Annotated in this window: 1 protein-coding gene; it reads right to left on the minus strand. The window is 68.0% G+C overall.

The window, feature by feature from the left end:
• Positions 1 to 106: 106 nt before the first annotated feature.
• Positions 107 to 538, minus strand: a 432-nt coding sequence (locus FHL16_RS34680; protein WP_077750551.1) for a hypothetical protein, incomplete at its 5' end; no start/stop codon positions are given.

The raw sequence follows: 538 nt of genomic DNA on the forward strand, positions 1-538 counted from the left end.
CCGCGAAGGCGTCGTATCAGTCAACGCTTGTTTTGAATGTCACGACGCCTTCGCGGGCAAGCCTCGCTCCTACAAGGGATTGTGGGGTTTTGAAGATCAGCCCCTGTCAGGACCTTTTGTCATCGCCTGGCTCGCCACCGACATGCACACCGCGGTCGTCGCCGATTTCGCCCGCGCGATGCACACCGCGGTCGTCGCCGATTTCGCTCGCGCGATGCACACCGCGGTCGTCGCCGATTTCGCTCGCGCGATGCACACCGCGGTCGTCGCCGATTTCGCCCGCGCGGTGCACGCCGCGGTCGTCGCCGATTTCTCCCGCGCGGTGCACACCGTGATCGTCGCCGGGCTCAGAGTGAGTGCCGCTGCGCCCGGATGAGGCTGAGCTGCCTGAGTGTCCCGAACCATGGTCGCCGCTGCTGTGACCGCTGCCGCTGTTGCCGCCGCTGCCGTTTCCACTGTGGCCGCCGCCATTGCCACCGCCGCCGCTGCCACCGTGACCACCGCCATTGCCGCCGCCCCCGCTTCCGCCACCGGAACC

It is taken from the genome of Pseudomonas sp. FSL W5-0299 (assembly GCF_005930655.1).
Taxonomy (GTDB): Bacteria; Pseudomonadota; Gammaproteobacteria; order Pseudomonadales; family Pseudomonadaceae; genus Aquipseudomonas; species Aquipseudomonas mandelii.